This is a genomic window from Methylacidimicrobium sp. B4 (assembly GCF_017310545.1).
Classification (GTDB): domain Bacteria; phylum Verrucomicrobiota; class Verrucomicrobiia; order Methylacidiphilales; family Methylacidiphilaceae; genus Methylacidimicrobium.
Map to the genome: position 1 here is coordinate 2,192,949 of NZ_CP066203.1, position 17,468 is coordinate 2,210,416.

At 62.8% G+C, this 17,468-nt stretch carries 19 protein-coding genes; 15 read left to right on the plus strand and 4 right to left on the minus strand.

All coding sequences use genetic code 11. The features are described from left to right. Nucleotides 1-5 precede the first annotated feature (5 nt). From cmk to MacB4_RS10300, 10 genes are all read left to right on the plus strand, one after another. A complete protein-coding gene (gene cmk / locus MacB4_RS11410; protein WP_370569419.1) occupies nt 6-710 on the plus strand; it encodes a (d)CMP kinase in 705 nt (234 codons plus the stop codon). 19 nt (nt 711-729) lie between these two features. Further along, nucleotides 730-1,332: a lysophospholipid acyltransferase family protein gene (locus MacB4_RS10260; RefSeq protein ID WP_206863723.1), complete on the plus strand. Its 603-nt coding sequence runs from the start codon at nt 730-732 to the stop codon at nt 1,330-1,332. A gap of 108 nt (nt 1,333-1,440) precedes the next feature. Continuing rightward, nucleotides 1,441-1,830 carry a FeoA family protein gene (locus tag MacB4_RS10265; RefSeq protein WP_206863724.1) on the plus strand — a complete coding sequence of 130 codons (390 nt, stop codon included), beginning with the start codon at nt 1,441-1,443 and terminating at the stop codon, nt 1,828-1,830. A gap of 3 nt (nt 1,831-1,833) precedes the next feature. Beyond that, nucleotides 1,834-3,942, plus strand: a complete 2,109-nt coding sequence (gene feoB / locus MacB4_RS10270) for a ferrous iron transport protein B (protein ID WP_206863725.1) — start codon at nt 1,834-1,836, stop codon at nt 3,940-3,942. Between the two features lie 48 nt (nt 3,943-3,990). Next, the gene (locus tag MacB4_RS10275; RefSeq protein WP_206863726.1) at nt 3,991-4,152 is read left to right on the plus strand and encodes a hypothetical protein; all 162 of its coding nucleotides are present in this window, start codon (nt 3,991-3,993) and stop codon (nt 4,150-4,152) included. An 84-nt stretch (nt 4,153-4,236) separates the two neighbouring features. Continuing rightward, nucleotides 4,237-5,910, plus strand: a complete 1,674-nt coding sequence (gene rpsA, locus MacB4_RS10280) for a 30S ribosomal protein S1 (protein ID WP_206863727.1) — start codon at nt 4,237-4,239, stop codon at nt 5,908-5,910. Nucleotides 5,911-6,078: 168 nt separating this feature from the next. Beyond that, nucleotides 6,079-6,342, plus strand: coding sequence for a hypothetical protein (locus MacB4_RS10285; RefSeq protein WP_206865048.1), 264 nt, complete (start codon nt 6,079-6,081; stop codon nt 6,340-6,342). 124 nt (nt 6,343-6,466) lie between these two features. Beyond that, complete coding sequence (locus MacB4_RS10290) at nt 6,467-6,961, plus strand: cytochrome c oxidase subunit II (protein ID WP_206863728.1); 495 nt, start codon at nt 6,467-6,469, stop codon at nt 6,959-6,961. A 12-nt stretch (nt 6,962-6,973) separates the two neighbouring features. Further along, nucleotides 6,974-8,656, plus strand: a complete 1,683-nt coding sequence (locus MacB4_RS10295; protein ID WP_206863729.1) for a cbb3-type cytochrome c oxidase subunit I — start codon at nt 6,974-6,976, stop codon at nt 8,654-8,656. 163 nt (nt 8,657-8,819) lie between these two features. Beyond that, nucleotides 8,820-9,881: a hypothetical protein gene (locus tag MacB4_RS10300; RefSeq protein ID WP_206863730.1), complete on the plus strand. Its 1,062-nt coding sequence runs from the start codon at nt 8,820-8,822 to the stop codon at nt 9,879-9,881. Nucleotides 9,882-9,975: 94 nt separating this feature from the next. On the opposite strand, the gene MacB4_RS10305 is transcribed toward MacB4_RS10300, so the two are convergent. Both MacB4_RS10305 and MacB4_RS10310 read right to left on the minus strand, forming a co-directional pair. After that, the gene (locus MacB4_RS10305; protein WP_206863731.1) at nt 9,976-11,262 is read right to left on the minus strand and encodes a sorbosone dehydrogenase family protein; all 1,287 of its coding nucleotides are present in this window, start codon (nt 11,260-11,262) and stop codon (nt 9,976-9,978) included. A gap of 44 nt (nt 11,263-11,306) precedes the next feature. Further along, the gene (locus MacB4_RS10310) at nt 11,307-11,753 is read right to left on the minus strand and encodes a YbhB/YbcL family Raf kinase inhibitor-like protein (protein ID WP_206863732.1); all 447 of its coding nucleotides are present in this window, start codon (nt 11,751-11,753) and stop codon (nt 11,307-11,309) included. 563 nt (nt 11,754-12,316) lie between these two features. Here MacB4_RS10310 and MacB4_RS10315 point away from each other — a divergent pair. From MacB4_RS10315 to MacB4_RS10325, 3 genes are all read left to right on the plus strand, one after another. Further along, nucleotides 12,317-12,730: a hypothetical protein gene (locus tag MacB4_RS10315; RefSeq protein ID WP_206863733.1), complete on the plus strand. Its 414-nt coding sequence runs from the start codon at nt 12,317-12,319 to the stop codon at nt 12,728-12,730. A 58-nt stretch (nt 12,731-12,788) separates the two neighbouring features. Then, a complete protein-coding gene (locus tag MacB4_RS10320) occupies nt 12,789-13,619 on the plus strand; it encodes a hypothetical protein (RefSeq protein WP_206863734.1) in 831 nt (276 codons plus the stop codon). Nucleotides 13,620-13,866: 247 nt separating this feature from the next. Continuing rightward, entirely contained in the window at nt 13,867-14,421 is a 555-nt protein-coding gene (locus tag MacB4_RS10325) for a hypothetical protein (RefSeq protein WP_206863735.1), read from the plus strand. Here MacB4_RS10325 and MacB4_RS10330 read toward each other — a convergent pair. Next, on the minus strand, nt 14,412-14,705 hold the full coding sequence (locus MacB4_RS10330; RefSeq protein ID WP_206863736.1) for a hypothetical protein: 294 nt from the start codon (nt 14,703-14,705) through the stop codon (nt 14,412-14,414). The two genes, MacB4_RS10325 and MacB4_RS10330, sit on opposite strands and share 10 nt — an antisense overlap. Before the next feature lie 38 nt (nt 14,706-14,743). Further along, entirely contained in the window at nt 14,744-16,219 is a 1,476-nt protein-coding gene (locus tag MacB4_RS10335) for a hypothetical protein (protein WP_206863737.1), read from the minus strand. On the opposite strand from MacB4_RS10335, the gene MacB4_RS10340 reads away from it, so the two are divergent. Next, a complete protein-coding gene (locus tag MacB4_RS10340) occupies nt 16,206-17,108 on the plus strand; it encodes an RDD family protein (protein ID WP_206863738.1) in 903 nt (300 codons plus the stop codon). The genes MacB4_RS10335 and MacB4_RS10340 overlap by 14 nt on opposite strands. After that, on the plus strand, nt 17,105-17,449 hold the full coding sequence (locus MacB4_RS10345; RefSeq protein ID WP_206863739.1) for a hypothetical protein: 345 nt from the start codon (nt 17,105-17,107) through the stop codon (nt 17,447-17,449). Before MacB4_RS10340 ends, MacB4_RS10345 begins: the two co-directional genes overlap by 4 nt. Nucleotides 17,450-17,468: the final 19 nt, after the last annotated feature.

The window sequence follows — 17,468 nt, forward strand, 5'->3', positions numbered from 1 at the left end:
CGTGGATGCAGTCTCGTTCCGAACGGAACGCGCCCGAGGGCGCCCCGCAGCACCCCGTGGTTGCAATCGACGGTCCCTCCGCTTCCGGGAAGAGTACGGTGGCCAAAGCGCTCGCGCAGGTTCTGGGGATCGCCTATTGCAACAGCGGACTGGTCTACCGGGCGATCACTTGGAGCCTGGTCCGTAAAGGGCTGGAGCTCGATCGCGAGTCGGCGTTCAAGACGGCTGTACGGCAGATGAAGATCGAGTGCCGGATCGACGAAAACGAGCTCCATGTCCAGGTCGATGGGAAGGAGCCGGGCGAGGAGGTGCGGAGCCCGGCTGTCAATGCCGCGGTCTCCCGTGTTGCCGCCTCCTCGTGGCTCAGGGAAAGGCTTCTTCCGGTCTTCCGCCGTTTGGCCGAGGACCGGTCGCTCGTGATGGAGGGCCGAGATATTGGAACGGCCGTCTTTCCGGCCACCCGGTTCAAGTTTTACGTCGACGCGGATCCGAAGATTCGCGAGCAGCGGAGGCAGAATCAGGGAGAGACCGATTCGATCGAGGAGCGGGACTGGGAAGACCGCTCTCGGGAGGCGGCTCCGCTGCGGCGGGCGGCGGATGCCGTGCTCCTCGATTCGAGCGAGATGACCGTAGAAGAGGTGGTCCGCCGGATGCTCGACGAGCTGCGCAAGCGGGGATTTCCGGTGCCGGAAGGCGCCTCCGTTCCATGATCGGCACACCCTCTTGCCCATGAGGCCTTGGTATGCCGCTGCGCGGGCGATGGTGAAAGCCTGCCTGCGACTCTTCTTCCGGTTGCGGGGGGAGGGCGTGGAACGGGTGCCCTCGGGCGGACTTCTTCTCGTTTCGAATCACGCGAGCTACCTCGACCCGGTGGCCGTGGGGTCCGTGGTGCCGCGGGAGATCTACTACCTGGCCCGGCGCTCGCTCTTCCGGGGCCCGATGGCGGCGCTTCTGACCAGCGTGAACACCATTCCCACCGCGCGGGAGCGCCCGGAACCCGCCGCCCTCCGCAAGATTCTCGGTCTTTTGGCTGCGGGCCAGGGCGTACTGATCTTTCCAGAGGGGACGAGAAGCACCGATGGAAGCTTACAGGCGGCGGAACCGGGAGCCGGCTTCCTTGCGGCTCAGGCCGGGGTCCCCATTTTGCCCGTGCGCGTCTTTGGCTCCTTCGAAGCCTTGCCCCGTTCTTCCCGCTTCCCGCGCCTGGTTCCAATCCGTGTCGTCATCGGATCCCCCTATCCGCCCCGACCGATCGACGAGGGAGAAGCGAAAAAGGACTACTACCGCTCTCTTGCGGACGAGATGATCCGACGAATCGGCGAGCTCCGCTAGAAGGTGGCGGAATCGGGGTCCTTGGCGGGGAAAGGAGTCGGGACCAGGCGCGGGAGCCCGGTTGGAATTTCACTTGAGAAGAAAAGGTGAGGGCTTAGATTGTTCGCAATGAGCTTGCCTCCCGAACAACCACTGGAGGTCGTACCGCAGGCATTTCCCTTGTCAGAAGCGTCGGTCGGCGCCCAACTCTGGATCCATTCGGTGGCGGGTAGTCCGTGCGAGTCGTACCGGCTCCACGAGATGGGCTTCTGCCAGCGGGCGGAGCTCGTAAAGCTATCCCATGGTACGATGACCGTCTGCCTGGTCTGCGGCGCGCGCGTCGGCCTGAGCGCGGCCCTGGCGCAGCGGATCTTCGTCACTGTAGCTCCTGGAGAATCGAGGAAGGAGGACGGGTCCTCCGGGATCGATCCCTGCCACTCTCCTTTTGGGGAAGGGACATTGTTCTGCCGGATCCTGAACCGCTTTCTCCGAAAGAGAGGCGGCGGAGCCGTCGGATAGGGGATGAAGCCCGCACCCGGAGCTAGAGAGCCTGCTCGGCTCGCCGAGCCGACGAACATAGCGCTGGTGGGAAACCCGAACAGCGGCAAGTCGACAATCTTTAATGCACTGACCGGGCTGAGGCAGAAGGTCGCCAATTATCCCGGCGTGACGATCGAGAAGAAGATCGGGTTTTTCTTCGACCTCCACGGCCGGAAGTGCCAGCTGATCGATCTTCCGGGCACCTATTCGCTGCTGCCGAGCGCTCCGGATGAAGAGATCACCTGCGAAGTTCTCTTCGGAGCGCGGCCCGACACCCCTGTGCCGGACGCGGTGATCTGTGTCATCGACGCGACGCATCTGGAGAGGAGCCTCTACCTGGTCGCGCAGGTCCTCGACTTGGGTCTTCCTGCGGTCGTCGCGCTCAACATGATGGATCTGCTCGAGGAAGGGGGGGATCGCCTCGATGTTGCCGCTCTCTCGGCAAGGTTGGGGTGCCCGGTGGTTCCGTGCCAGGCATCGAGGCGAAGAGGCTTGATCGAGCTTCGCGCCGCCCTCTCGCGCCAGATCGCTCCGAGCCGTTCCATCTGCCGGCGGTTTCCGGAGGCGGTCGAGGAGTCTCTCTCGCGCATTACTCTCGACTTTCCGGCGGAGAAGGCGGAGCGGAGGGCGCTCTGCGCGCTGGTCCTGGGTGCCCCAGATCCCCAGCGGCTGGCCGAGCTCCTGGCCGTTACCCATCTCCTGCCTTCGTTGCGAGAGGAACAGCAAAGGCTGGAACGGCAGCTGCCGGATTGGCGCCAGCAAACCATCGCGACGCGGCAACGGGAGATCCGCGCGCTCACCGCGGGCGTCTTCCAAAAATCGCCGGTGATGGCCAAGAGCGTCGCCGACTGGCTCGATCGCTGGGTGACCCATCCTTTCTGGGGCTGGCTCATCTTCCTCGGGATCATGGCAACCATGTTCCTCGCCGTCTTTCAGATGGGTGCGGGCCCGAAGGATGCCATCAACAGCCTCTTCTTGGCCTTGGCCGCGAAAATCGAGAAGCTCTTGCCGGCCGGAGATCTGCGCGACTTGCTGGCCAATGGGGTCATTGGCGGAGCCGGAAACGTCATCGTGTTTCTCCCGCAAATCCTCGTCCTCTTCTTTTTCCTGGGCCTGCTGGAAGAGAGCGGCTACATGGCGCGCGCCGCCTTTCTCATGGACAAGGTGATGAGCCGGGTCGGGCTACAAGGCAGAGCGTTCATCCCGCTGCTCGCGAGCCATGCGTGCGCGATTCCCGGCATTCTGTCTGCCCGAACGCTCTCCGATCCTCGGGATCGGATGGTCACCATCCTGGTCGCTCCCTTTGCCAGTTGCTCCGCGCGGCTTCCTGTCTATGTGCTGATGATCGCCGCGTTCTTTGGAGGGCGCCGAGGCGCCGGAGTCGCCGAGGCGGGCATCGTGATGGTGCTCTATCTCCTGGGATTGGCGGCCGCTTTCGGGTTCGCCTGGCTTTTCAAGAAGAGCCTCTTCCGGAGCCGACCGACCCCTCTGGTCCTGGAGCTGCCTCCCTATCGCCGGCCTTCGCTCCGAACGATCGCGGCGCAGATGCTCTCCCGAGCGGGCGCCTTTCTCCGCCGGGCGGGGACCACGATCGTCGCCATCTCGGTGATCCTTTGGTGGCTGACCGCCTATCCCAAACGCTCGGACGGAGACCGATCGGCGCAGCTCGCGGGGAGCTTCGCCGGGCAGATCGGCCATTGCATCGAACCGGCCATTCGGCCTCTGGGGTTCAACTGGAAGATCGGCATCGGATTGATCAGCGCACAGGCTGCCCGGGAGAACTTTGTCAGCACGATGGGAGTTCTCTACGCGGGCCAATCGGATGGGGAGGGCAAGGCCCGGCCGGTGACGCTCTCGCAGGCGTTGCTGGCCGATCGTTGGCCGGATGGACGCCCCGTTTTCACGCAGCTGGTCTGCGTGACGATTCTGCTCTTCTTCGTCTTTTCCCTTCAGTGCCTCAGCACCGTGGTGGCCGTCCGCCGGGAGACCGGTTCCTGGAGGTGGGCATTTTTTCAATTTGGCTATATGACCCTCTTTGCTTATGTTGTATGTCTGGCCGTTTATCAGGCGGGCCGGGCAATCGGCCTCTAGCTTGGATCTGCGGTGGCCGTTGGGCGAGAGGGACGACAGGAAAGAAAGGTGGAAGGAAACTGGCAGCAGTGGGTGGCGTTGCTCCTGGTTGGAGCCAGCCTCCTCTATGTAGCGCGGGATCTCGTGCGCGGTATGCGGAGGCGGAAGAACTGCTGCGGCTCCTGCTCGCCCGCCCAGCCGGCAGAAAAGCCGGGATCGGAAAAGGCATAGCCCGCGGATCTCAAGCATCGCCGGCGGCGGGAGCTACCCTGTCCGGATTCACGAAGGTTTTTTAAGACAAGGAAATTGGAAGCTATGGAGCACGGAGTATTGGCATCTCTTCCGGTATATGCGGAAGGAAGTCTGGTAAAGGGTCGGGTCGTCGAAAAGAGCCCAAAGACGGTTTTGATCGATATCGGCTACAAGTCGGAAGGAATCGTCCCGCTGGAAGAGTTCGAAGACCCGGCGGCGGTTCAGGTCGGTGACGAGGTGGAGGTGCTTCTCGAGCAGCTCGAGGACGAGGACGGGAACGTCGTTCTTTCCAAGCAGAAGGCCGCTCAGAAGCAGAATTGGGACAAGGTCGTCAAGATCTTCCAGGCTGGCGGCACGGTCGACGGGAAGGTTCGTGGAATCGTCAAAGGCGGGCTGATGCTCAACGTCGGGGTGGAAGCCTTTCTCCCTTCCTCCCAGATCGATATCACCCCTCCCAGGAACCTGCGCGACTTCGACGGGCAGACCTTGACGTGCAAGATTGTCAAGCTGAACGAAGAACGGCGCAATGTCGTCCTTTCCCGCCGGGAGCTGGTGGAAGCGGAAAGGGCGGAAAAGCGCGCCCGATTTCTTGAAACGGTGGAAAAGGGCCAAGTGGTCAAGGGAACCGTCAAGAACCTCACCGATTTCGGGGCGTTCATCGACCTGGACGGGATCGACGGCCTTCTGCACATCACCGACATGAGCTGGCGACGTCTCTCCCACCCCTCGGAGCTCTTGTCCGTGGGGCAGGAGATCGAGGTGATGGTCATCGATGTCGACCGGGAAAAGGAAAGAATCTCCTTGGGTCTCAAGCAGAAGTCCGAAAATCCCTGGGAGAAGATCGCCGAGAAGTTCCCGATCCAATCGAAGATCCAGGGGAAGGTGACGAACTTGACGGCCTACGGCGCGTTCGTCGAGCTTGAGCCCGGGATCGAGGGACTGGTCCACGTCTCGGAGATGTCCTGGACGAAACGGATTACCCGCCCGGCCGAGCTTCTTTCCGTCGGGCAGGAAGTCGAGGTCGTCGTCCTGGACGTCAATCGGGAGGAGCAGAAGATTTCCTTGAGCCTGCGGGCCTTGGAGACCAATCCCTGGGAGAAGATTGCCGATCAATATCCGGTCGGATCGACGGTGAAGGGGACCGTTCGCACCTTCACGGCGTACGGGATCTTCGTCGAGCTCCAGGAAGGAATCGACGGATTCGTCCATGTCAATGACCTCTCCTGGACGCGAAAGATCAATCACCCTTCCGAGGTCTACAAGAAGGGGGATCCGGTCGAGGCGAAGGTGCTGGAGATCGACTGGCCGAATCAAAAGATCCTTCTCGGGGTCAAGCAGCTCTCCGAAGATCCCTGGAAGAGCCTCGCCTCCCGATACAAGGTCGGGGAGGTCGTCACCGGAAAGGTGAGCAAGATCGCCAGCTTTGGCGCTTTCGTCCAATTGGATGGCGAGATCGACGGCCTGGTTCACATTTCGCAGATCAGCAACGACCGGATCGCCAAGGTGAAGGATGTCCTGAAGGTGGGGCAGGAGGTCCAGGCCCGCATCATCAAGATCGAGCAGGAGGAAAGGCGGATCGGTCTTTCCATCAAGGCGCTGGCCTATTCGGATGAGCAGCTCGAGAAGGAGCGGGAGAGAATGGATCTTTCTCGTTCTGGTGAGGAGCTCGGTTCGATGGAGGATGCTTTCTCGCGCGCCGAGGAGGACTATCGCCCCGGCGATTCCCGGCGAAGCTGAAGCGTTCCGGGAAGCGTTCGCCCGGAGCCAGTGAGCCCTGAGGTCGGAGATTCTCATCGCGGAGGATGCTCCCGCGTCCGGCCGCAAGCGAAGCGCCAGAGCAAGCTGTAGCGGGGGTGGGTAATCTTTGTGCTTGTTCACTCTTCCCGGTTGTACTAACATGCCTTCATGCCGGAGCACGCGGTGCGCGAAGGGCAGAAGGAGGGCAGGCTCGTCGGGGTCTTGGTCCTGTTTTTGCTGGTAACGGCGCCCGTCGTGTTCTGGGGATGGGGATTTCTCAACGCCTTTCTGGAAGCCCGGGGCGGGCTTGGCACCGGGATCGGCTCGCTTCTCTGCTTGGGATTTTTCCTCCTTTTGGCCGGCCTCTTCGGCCGGTTCCTTCTTCGATACTCGGAGGCCAGCGATGAACCAGGACGAAGCGGAGAAGGCTAAGGCGATGCCAGAGGAGGTCCCGCCTCCCCTGGGTACCATGTTCGTTCTCATTCTCTTTCTAGTAGTGCTCGCAGGCATGTGGGCCTACCTCTACAAGGAAATGGTGACGCGCTAGGAGGGCCGCATGGAGACGCTCGCCCAGAGGCTGGAAAAAGGATACATCTGGCTGTCAGTCATCGTGCTCGTCTCGTTCATTGCAGCCATCGCCTATTCCTCGGTGGTCCTGGCGATCGTGGTGCCGGGCAATGATGGGCAGATCGTCCCCAAGAAGGGGGAGACGCTCTTTGCCGCCGTCGCCCGGACCAAGCCGTTCGACCAGCCAGGCGTGCGCCAGACGGGGCCCAACCGCTACGACGTGGTGCTGCTGGGGCAGGCCTGGATGTTCAATCCGGGTGCGATCGAGCTGCCGGTCGGCGCGGAGGTCACCTTTTGGGGAACCTCGATCGATATCGACCATGGCCTCTACATCCCCGGGACGACCGTCAACCTCATGCTCCTGCCCGGCCAGATCGGGAAGCAGCAGTACCGATTCTCCCGCCCGGGGGAGTATCGAATGATCTGCCATGAGTATTGCGGAATGCTCCACCACCAGATGACTGGGACGCTCACAGTCAAGTAAGGAGAGATCGCCATGCCCCTGACCGAGGCCAGAGTAACGATTGTGGAGGACCCTTCGGGATACACCCTGCCGGAGAGTCATCGGCGGTACCTCCTGTGGAGCATCCTCTTCGGTTTCGCGGCACTCGCGGTGGGCGTCTTCCAGGGTTTCGTCCAGGGACTCAATTACGGGGGGATCAACATCTTCAGCAACCTTCCCGGGATGCGTACCTACTATCAAGGGCTCACCCTTCACGCGGTGCTCAACGTCTTTGTCTTCCCCTTCGCGGCGGCAAACAGCTGGCTCGCTCTGACGGTCGCCCGCAGCTTGGGAAGGCACCTGAACGGCTTCTTGCTGGCGCTCTCCTTCTGGCTGCTTGTGGCGGGCAGCGTCCTGGGTGGGTACTCGATCCTCGCCGGGAAGGCGAGCGTGCTCTACACCTTCTATCCTCCGCTTCGGGCAGAGTGGACCTTCTACGCTGGGGCGGTGCTGCTCGTCTTGAGCACCTGGGTGATCTCGGCCGCGCAGCTTCTGGCTCTTTCGGCGTGGAAGAAGGAGCACCGGGGAGAGCGGATTCCCCTGCTGGCCTTCGTCTCGATTGCCACCTACGTGATGTGGGACATCGCCTCCATGGGGGTCGCAATCGAGGTGCTCGGCCTCCTCCTCCCGTGGTCCCTCAACCTTCTTCCGGGATCCGACCCGCTGTTGAGCCGCGCCCTCTTCTGGTTCACCGGCCACCAGATCGTCTACTACTGGCTCCTCCCGCTCTACGTTTCCTGGTACACGATGATCCCCCGGCAAGTCGGCGGGAAGCTCTTCAGCGACACGCTTGCGCGGATCGCGTTCATTCTGTTTATCGTGCTGATGCCGGTCGGCTTCCATCACCAGTATGTCGATCCCGGCATCTCCGGATATTTCAAATGGAGTGCCGGTATTCTCACCTTCGCGATCTTTTTTCCCAGCCTGCTGACGGCTTTCTCGGTAATGTACGCCTTGGAGATCGGCGGGCGGGCGCGAGGGGGGAAAGGGATGCTCGGCTGGCTCTGGCACCTGCCGTGGGGAGATCCGTCGGTGAGTGCCCAGGTGCTTGCGATGATCACCTTCCTGCCGGGCGGGATCACCGGGCTCATGAATGCGAGCGTGGACATGAACCGGATGATCCACAATACGACCTTCGTTCCTGGCCATTTCCACATGACCGTCGGGAGTGCCGTCGCCCTCTCCTATTTCGGGCTCGCCTACTGGCTCATCCCCTACCTGACCGGTCGGGAGCTCTGGGGCAGGAAGCTGGCTATCGGGCAATCCTGGCTCTATTTCGTCGGAGTGCTGATCTTTGCGCGAGGAGAAATTTCAGGGGGGTTGCTGGGAATGCCCCGGCGGACGGCGATCTCGCTGATCAACTACGCCCCCTTGCCCGGATGGAAGCTCGCGGGGGCCTTGACGGCGATCGGCGGCACCCTGATGTTCGTGGCCGCCGCTCTCTTCTTCGTTGTTCTGGGGATGACCCTGCTGACCGGCCGGAAGACTCGCTCGGTGATCGATCTGCCGTTCACCTCGACCGTGCAAGGCGCCGCCCCCATGGGAAATCAGCTCATCCTCGACAAGATCTCCTATTGGGTGTTTCTCTCGCTGGTCCTGGTAGCGCTCGTCTACGGGCCGTTCCTCCTGACCCATTTCCCCCCCACGCTCAGCGCTCCCCCCTTTATGGGGTATTGATCGCGAGACTGCCGGAGGCTGGTGCGTGCTCCTGTTGAGTCAGAAAAAGCACCGTCACAGAAATGTCACAGAGTCCCCGCTTGTCTTACCCTGCGCAGAACCGCTAAAGTGCGCGCGGTTTTCTTAGGTTAGGGGACGAGCAGGCAAGGAAAGGAGGAGGGAGATGACTCAAGTTCGAGGGACCGGAACCGAGAGTTCTGCGGAGAGCACGAGACGAAGGAAGGCGTGGGTTGGCTCGCTGGCGATGTTTGGCCTTTTCGGGCTCTGGTGGAATGGGCCGATCGCGGCATGGGCGGACGAACCTGCGTCGCCCGAATCGGAGCTGGCCCAGGCAGGTGACACCCAAGCAGAGCCGTCGGGGAGCGCCACCGCGCAAGCGGAAGGGGCCCTCGCATCCGCTTCGTCGGAGCCCGCCGCCTCGGGAGCTTCGACCGGCGCTTCGCCCACGGCGGCGGCTCCCGCCGGGCAAAAGGACGGGGAGACCGGGACCGAAGAGATTGGCGGCAAGGAAGGGATGAAGGAGGCGATGGGACCGTCGGCGAAGGAAGCGCTCGGGCCCAAGACCGGCCTCTACTTCGGAATCTTCGGCGGTGCGGCCTTCGGCATGAGCAACGGCGTGAGTGCCCTCGATTCGCCGCCGCTCTTCTCCGCGGGCGGACGGGCTACTCCCGGGACGGCTGCCGTGGGGGGTCTGGAAGTGGGCTACAACTTTCGCAGCTACGCCCTTGATTCCGGGAAGAGCTACTGGCTCCAGCCCGCGGCTCAGTTCGAAGCGTTTTATCTCGGCCAGGCGACGGAAAGCGGCAGCTTGACCGGAGGAGTGGCGGGAACGCCCGGCATCTCTTCCTACCAGTTCGGGTCGAACCTGAACATGGGGGTGTTCCTCGTCGATGGAGTGGCGAAGCTTGTGACCCCGATCGGCCTCGTTCCCTACATCGGGGGTGGGATTGGCGGCGCCTACCTGGCTTCGTCTGGAACGAGCTTCGTAGGACCCGCGGGCAATCTGCTCTCGTCTGGCAGCTATGCCCAAGGGGCCTTTGCGGGCCAAGGGCTGGCTGGGCTGCAGTATAACCTGAACGAGCACTGGAGCATTTTTGCGGAGTACAAGATCCTCTACATCAAAGAGACCCAGTTTTCCTACGGGATGACCACTGGCAATACGATGCTGATCAAGTACCCGGAGTACTACAACATCGCGATTGCGGGCCTCCGCTTCAATTTCTAGCCGCTTTGCTCGAGAATCAAAGGTTGGAGGCAGTCCAGTCCTGGGAAGAGGCTTCCGGCTGTCGGTGAAGGAATCGTCTGGCCGCTCCCCCTGCTCAACGCTCGGCGTCTCTTTCGTAGGTGATCCGATAGAGAAAGCCGTTGGCGTCGTCAGAGAAGAGAAGGCTCCCATCCGGTAGGAAGAGGAGGCCAACTGGCCGCCCCCACGTCTTGGGGTGCTCTCCCTCGCTCAGGAAACCGGTCAGGAAGTCTTCGTAGAAGCCTTGGGGGCGGTGGTCGTTCCCAAAGGGAACGAAGACGATCTTGTAGCCGGTGGGCTCACTACGATTCCAGGAGCCGTGCAAGGCTACGAAAGCTCCGTGAAGGTATCGTTCCGGAAATTGCGGCCGGCCCGAGGGGAAAGCCAGCCCTAGCGGAGCCGAATGCGCCTGGAAGAGCACGTCCGGAGTGCGCGTGGTATCGACCAAGTTGGGCTTTTGCACATGATGATGGACAAGAAGCCTGGGGTCAAGGAGATGAGGGGAAAGATAGGCATACGGCCAACCGAAGAAGTCCCCTTGTCGGACTCGCGCCAGATAGTCAGGCACTAGGTCATCGCCGAGTTGGTCGCGTTCATTGACGACCGTGTAGAGGATGCCCGTATTCGGCTCGAAGGCGAGGCCGACCGGGTTGCGCAGGCCCGATGCAAAGGGTTCCACTTTCCCTTTCGGCAGGGGAATCCGCACGATCGAAGCTCGCGGAGCCGGCTCGACGTCAGCATTGGTCCGGGAGCCGATCGAGACATACAACCGACGCTCGTCGGGGGAGAGGGCGAGAGCCCGGGTCCAGTGTCCGCCTCCCGGGAGCGGGGCGATGCGTTCGCCACGGCCTCCCAACCGGCGCTGGCCCCTCTGGTAGGAGAAGGCGAGGATCGCATCGGTGTTCGCCACGAAAAACCGGCCCTGGGCAAAAGCCATCCCGAAGGGGAGATTGAGGCCATTCTCCGGAGTGGCGAAAACCGAGCCGCGTTCGGCGCTCCCATCCTCGCGCAATCCTTCCAGGAGGCGGATTCGGCCGGCTGCGGATTCGGTCACGAGGATTCCTCCTTCCGGGGTCAGGGCAAGCCACCTCGGCTCCTCCAGGTCACGAGCAAACACGGAAACCTGAAAGCCCGCCGGCAGGCGGAGCGAAGGTTGTGCCGGTGGGGGCACCACGGGAGGTTCGTAGCTGGCGCTGGGTGTGGAGAAGGGCTTGGGGAGATCGGCCAGGTTGATGGAAATCGGGGTGGGCGTGAAGGCTTCCGTAAAGATTTCCGTGGCCCGAGCCGGAAGGGCGACGGGGATCGAAAGGCAGACGGCCGCGGTGAAGAGCCAGTGGAGGGGTCGGGAAGGGATGCGGATCATCGGGACGATCGGGGCGCGCACGTGCGGGGGAGGGGCGTGCCACTTCAGTGGCCGCAGGCCGCGAAGGTGCCCATCAAGTCGGCTTCCGCGAGAAGGTGTCCTCTCATTGCCTGTTCCAAGGCTCGGCGCTCCACGCCCGCAGGAAGGGCGAGCGGCTGGTCAAGGGCGAAGCACCGAAAGAAGTAGTGGTGGGTGCCGCTCGGGGGCGCTGGCCCGTCATAGCGGTCGTTCCCAAACTGGTTGCGTCCGACGCGGGCTCCTGGTGGCAGCTTGCCCGGAAGGAGCTTCGCAGTGGACGGAGGAAGATTCCAGACCAGCCAGTGAACGAAAGAGCCCCCGGGGGCATCGGGATCGTCCATGATGAGGGAGAGCGAACGTGTGCCGGCGGGGATCTCTGCGATGAGCAGCTCGGGATTCCGATTCCCCTGGCGATAGCCGCAGTCGCGAGGGAGCGGCTGACCGTTGGCAAAGGAAGGCGAGGTGATTTTCATTGAGAATGCAGCGAAGGGGCAGAGGGCAAGCAGCACAAGAAGAGCGATGAGAAGCCGAGCGGACATCGCACAGACCATCTTGGAGGAAACGGTCTCGGAAGGCAATGGGCGATCACGATCCCGGGGGGGGGGCACCTTCTCCGTGCCGGGCAGAGCAAAGCTCGATTTTGATCCTTGTGCCGCTCCCTCGATGGACGATACTCTGGCGAACCTTCCTTGGAGCAGAGAGATGCGATGCTATGGATGCGTGATTCTTCTCTTGGCCCTGGCGTGCTCACCGGAGCTTCTCGCAGGGATCATCCAGACTTCGAAGGGAACGCGGCTCTCCATCCTGGCTCCGTCGTCCGCGGAAGATCCGAAACAGGACGCCCGCGATCGAGCGGTTGCGGAGAAGAGCGCGAAGGAGAAGGCAAAGCCCGGACTCCTCGCAAAGAAGGAGGCTCCGAAGGGTAAGGTCAAGGTCCGATCGGTCGCCAGCAGCAGGGCGAAAAAGACGGATCGGCCGGCGCCGCACGTGAGCCCGGAGACCGCACGCAAATAGTCGGCATTCCCGCTTGAGGCGGATGCCTCTTCCAGGCAAAGGGACCCTCGAGGCGGGAGCGGCTCGCTCCCCGCAAGCGAGAAGCCCGGCGGAGTTCTACTGGCACCCGGCCTCGGTGATCGGGCCCAGGTCGGCTGCCAACGAGCAGGGGTGGCCCAGCTCGGAAATTCCGTTCTCGATGCAGGCTCTGGCCCGATCCATTGGGCGGCGCGGCCTGCCGCAGGCTCCGGCGAGGAACGGACTCATGCCGGAGCCGGCGAACTCGGTGGCGGCCAGGGAGAGGGGGCTTCGGTCGTCGCCGGAAATCAGCCATCGCGACCCGCAGCCCAAAAAGGCGTCTGGATCGGAGGCGAAAAGGAAGGCCCTATCCAAGAAGGAGCAGGAAGCTCGCAAGAGGAAGGCCGCCCAGAGGAAGAAGCACGGCTTCTGGTGGTGAGAGCGCCGCTGGCTCACGAGCCGTTGCGCAAGCGCGCGAGTCGACGCATACTGATGACATGAGCGTTGAGATCCGATCCACCGACGACATCCTGGCCGCCCTGGACAGTCATCCGGACTGGGCGGACGCCGTCATCGACTCCATCCTGGCCGATGAGCGGCGAGTGGAGAGGATTCGACGGAGGATCCTGACCGACGATCTTGTGCGCCTGCCGGAGGAATTCCAAAAGGCAAGGGATGAGTGGCGGGAGGACCGGCAAGCGACATGGGAGGCGATCGAAAAACTAACCAATGGGATTGGCGAGCTTCGGGAACAGGTATCCAAGCTCACCATGGAGATGAGCGAGCTTCGGGGGCAGGTCTCCAAGCTCACCGATGAAATGGGCGAGCTTCGGGGACAGGTCTCCAAGCTCACCGGTGTGGTCGGGAGGCACGATGGGCACATTGCCCGGCTTCGCGGCACGGCTCTAGAGCAACTGATAGCCAACGATCCGGAGAAGTACGTCGGCGACATCGCGGACGATGTGGAGCGCGTTTCGACGGGCGACCTCAAGGCCATTCTCGCCAAGGCGTCCAACGCGCTGACGCCGAGCGAGGCCAGGATGGTGAGGCGGCTGGATTTCTGCCTCAGGGGAAGGCGCGGGGACAGGGCTGTCTTCCTCGCGGTCGAGGCTTCCTGCGCGGTTGGCGTGGACGACGTGGAGCGAGTCATGCAACGGTCCGGCTATTTGGCGAGGGCGATGGCCGCTGACGCCAAGCTGCGGCGCGTGCCCGTGCTTCCCGTCGTCGTCGGTGACGAGATTTCCAGCGACGCCATGGATCTCGCGCTAGCCAACAAGGTGCTGACTGTGGTGGACGAGCGCCTGGAAACGCATCTGGAAGGCCGATGATCCATGCCCAAGCCAGGGAATGGCCTTCGCGGCCGGTCCGTGGCCCAGCCTTGCGGCCTCAAAGCGAGCGCGGATGACGCGGCGGATCCACGGAGATGACCCGTCGATGCGGAGAAGCGTAATTGTGTGGAGCAGGCTTTCCGCATCGTCGTGTTTGCGTGCGCTTGCATCGTTCCCGGCGCGGAATCGGCTTGACGATCGCGGGCCAGGGAGCGCGCAATACTTTCCGCAATAGGAGGCCACGACCATGCGAATCCTGATGCTTCCCATACTGCTCGCCGTTGGTCTGCCGACCTGCTCATCGAACTGGAACGGAGTGGTCAACGCGCCGCGGCAACAGCAGGGCGGTCAATCGGCCGCGCCGCCAGCCGGGACGGCAAGCGGCGGGCTATTCGGGTTTATTCCGGGCGGCTGTCCCCCAATCACCGAGCAGACGAGGGTGGAGGTCGCAAACCTGATCTATGCCGCACTGCACGAAAAGGGCATCAACACGAGCCCTGGCGCGGACTCTAGCATCGTGCCGAACGTCCTCTTGACGTCACTCGCAGTCGCGCCTGGGCGCGACTGCTCCATCGCCGCAACCTGGACTGCGAGTTTCCGATTCGACCGTTTCACGCAGTCTATCCCCGGTGCCACGTCGCTTAGGCAACTCCCTGGCGGAGCCGTTGACATGAACTACCTTGCGGGCCTCCAGGCCTGGGCGCAGATCGTGGACACGGACTATTGGTCGCGCGACCTCGCTCAGCTCAACGCCGAGCGATGGGCTGAAATTCAGTCAGCAATGCGTCGCGGTCATCCGTGACCGCGCCGCGAGCTTTCGCGCAGCCGCGACCTGAGCGACTCATCGAACCCAAGAAGCAGCGCGACAAGCTTCTCCCGCAGCCACCACGCAGCTATTAGCACAGCTGTCACGGCGAGCAGCGACACAATATCAGCCGCAACCCGCGAGCCCGTAGCCCGGCAGACGGTACTTGGCAGCGCCGCCAGCGCGGCTTGCCACCGCTCAGCGTGAGCAGGATCAACGAACGCCCAGTAGTCCAGCCCGATCACAAGGAAAGGCACCGCCAGCAACATCAGCGCGGGCATGCCGCCGCCCGGGCGCACCCCATTCGCCCTCCCCGCACTCATCGCCGCCTCCAGTTGCTCAGGAAGTCGCCCACCTGTTGCGTCAGCCCTCCGGCGACGTGCCCGACCCCGCTGCCGATCGAGCTCCCGATGCGATCAATCGAATCGCGATGCGCTCCGATCCACGCCGCCGCAGCGTCCGAAAACGCCCTAGTCCACGAGAACGCGATCTGCACAGACGTCACTGCAACCGTCGTCGCAAGCGCGACGAACGCCGCAACCATGGCGACGCCAGCGGTATACCGCAAGAAAAAGCCCGACCAATGAAAGGTCCACAAAAGGAACTGGGTCAGGTTGAAGCCTCCTCCAGATGTCGGGCCTTGGCCCGGGCTCGGGAGCTGAAGCCCCTGTAGGTTCAGTATGGAATTAATCACCTGCCATATCTGGCTATACATGCCATTCGTCGCCCACACGACCGCACCACGCACGAAATTGCCCACGCTCCCGCCAGCCGGATTTGCGAACACGCTCTGATAGAGCCCCGCCGTGAGTGCAATCCCGATCCCGGACATTAACCAGAAAAGGGAGGGCATGATCGCCAGCGCGACGAGCGTCGTGAGATAATGACGCCAGTAATCCCTTCCGATTCCAAGATAGATCAATGGGACCAGCAGCATGCCGAGCGGAATGTACAAGTTCCACGCCAGCTCCCCTCCTCCTAGAACGAAAAGCTGCGTCAGCCCGAACCCGAGCACGGACACGATTGCCGTTAAGTACACAAACAGAAGAGTCGCGAATAATGAGCCAAGGCCAAATAAGAAGCCCGTCCACATCCCTATCGCCCATGACAACCCGGAGTCAGCCGCTTTTTGGAGATCTTGCGTGACCGTATGACTCTCCGCGCTCAGCGTCCCCCAGTCCGGTACGTGCCATAGAACATTCTCAATGTAATACATAGAGAACTTACAGCTCGAATTGTTGCCGAACACATCAAGCCCTCCGCTCGCGGGCACAACCCCGCCATTGAGCCAACTCATGAGCCATTGCGTTGGCGTCGTTCCGCCCACGCCCGGGCCGAGATGTGCGATCTGATTCCCCAGTTGAGTCGCCGACGGAAGCAGCGACGAGCGCAGCGTGCCGAGGAGCGTTTGCGGCCACATTGCCACGCAAAAAACCCAGACGATCGCGGACAGAACGCAGACCTCAACGAACACGGTGGCGAGCGGCCTTCCCCGACTGCCGAATGCCAAGCCGAGGCCGCCTACGGCGAGCATGCATTCGAGGGCGTAGGAGCCGACGACCCGCAAGCACGGCACGATCGCGTTGTAGATTGCCGTCCCGATCTGGCCGAACATCGCTTGCAATTGCGCAAGCTCGACGGTCGGATCCGGGAGGGGGAGCGTCGCCCCTCCGCTGGCGCCGGGCATCGCCGCGCTTCCTCCGCTAGCAGGTGGCGAAGCGGCCAACGCCGACGAGGCGAAAAAGCAGAGCGGCAACAGGACAAGGCACGCGGCCACGAAGATGCGGATGCGCATGCGACGGCATGCGCCGATCCGATCGACGCACCATCCGCGCATGGCCGAGGAACCATCCGCCGACGTCGATCTCGCGCTCTGGAAGCGACTTGTGGTTGGCCTGGTCGACATGGCGGTCGCTTGCGCGTTATTGCCGCCAGCGTTCTTCCTGTGCGCGGAGATCTTGCTGCTGGCCATCCCGGAGATGGCCGGAGCATCCAGTTCCGCAATGCGGTCGGCCTGCTCCCTGTTCAGCGTGGCGGTCCTGGCTCTGTGGGCCGTGGTCGCTGCGGTCTATTACGGCCAGCCGGACACCATCGGCTGCCGCGCGATGCGCGTCGCATGGTTGGATTTCGGCTTTCCGGACCAAAGGCGGGAACGGACGATCCGCGGCGCGGCGCTCGCGCTGGCGCTTCCATTTGCGTTCTTTCTCAACTGCGTTCTCGTGGAGCGCGTCCTGGATGAAAGGCTGGCGCCGGTAGCGGAAGGCTGGAGATGGCCGCGGCGCGCTCCGCATTGGAGGCGGATCGCGGCCGGATTGGCGGATGGCGTTCTGCTGTTCGGCGGATTGGCGATGGCGTCCTCCGCCTTAAATCCGGGAACGAAGGCCGCCTGGAGGCTCTTGTGCCTGATTCCGTTCGCGTGGTTGGCCTACGGAGCGTGCGCCGAGCGCTGGCTTGGAGGCTCCCTCGGCCATTTCCTCTTTGGCCTGCGCGTCGTCGAGGCGCAAACCGGCGATCCCATCGGCCTGGCACGGGCGATCAAGCGGAACGCCTCCAAGATGCTCGGCTTGAGCATCGCCGTGGCGGATTCCTGCGACGCGGCCGTGGTCACCCGGCGGCAGATGGCGGCAATGCGGGAATCCGCCAGGGAGCCAAGCCAACCGGATGGGCGCATAGCCAAGGCATGAGACGCTTGGCCATCCTTCCCTTGATCATCGCCTTTGTCGGCTGCGCCCATGCTCCGGATCCGGTCCAGTACACGAGCGAAAACCCGGCCGTTCCGCCGTATGACCATCCGGAGTGCGATCCAAAGGTCGCAAAGTACCGGAAGTGGATCGAGATGGGCCGTAACGAGGCGAGGAGCGGACTCCTCAACGAGGGATGGGACAAGATCGCCAAGAACGGCAACGGTTCGACCGCGCAGCAGCCGGGACAGATCCAGTGGCGCACCAGCTACGTGCCGAAGTACACGATCGGCGGAGTCGAGTACGGCGGCCAATACGAGTCAATTCCAGTGGCGAGCCCCTGAGCGTTCGGCTAATGTTAGG